At 27.6% G+C, this 646-nt stretch carries 1 pseudogene; it reads right to left on the reverse strand.

Going from position 1 to position 646, the window contains the following annotated elements:
• A pseudogene (locus KGF41_RS20480) lies at positions 1-646 on the reverse strand (phage tail protein); the annotation flags it as partial.

Consider the following 646-nt stretch of genomic DNA (forward strand, 5'->3'; position numbering starts at 1 on the left):
AGTATCGCAACGAATATATTTTCTGTAACAAGATTATGATTAACTGTAAGTTTAAAATATTCTCCATCAGCAATCCAGTCGGATTCAACATAAGATTTACTGAAAGCTACATTGGTTGCAGCAGAAGTCATTTCTGCTATTTTCTCATATACCTTATCAAAATCATATGTAAATCTTTCTTTTAATGTATTTTTTTGAGTTCCATCGTAAGCTTCTCTTGTTTGTATTATTTCTCCTGTTGTATTTGTACTTTCCAACTCTTCAAATCTTTGTTCAAATTCAGTTAATTTATTAGATACAGTTGTTGTCATATCCGTTTTAGCAATATTCACTTCAACAATCTTATTGTCAACTTCAACTATTTTAGTATCTACTTCATTTATCTTATTATTAGTTTCAACTATTTTATCATCAATTTGCTTTTGTTGTTCTTTTAATTTATTATCTAGTGTTGTATCTACCTCATTAAATTTTTCATCAGTTTTATCAATTAATTCTTTTTCCATTCTTTTTATAGAATTTTGTCTATCTATTTCTTGTGTTTCTCTTACTTCTTCACTTTCTTTTCTTACTAACTCATTAGCTTCTCTTGCTTCTTCACTGGTTTTTCTTACCTCTTCACTTTCTTTTCTTACTAACTCATTAG

The sequence above is a fragment of the Clostridioides sp. ZZV14-6150 genome, from assembly GCF_020657875.1.
GTDB lineage: Bacteria > Bacillota > Clostridia > Peptostreptococcales > Peptostreptococcaceae > Clostridioides.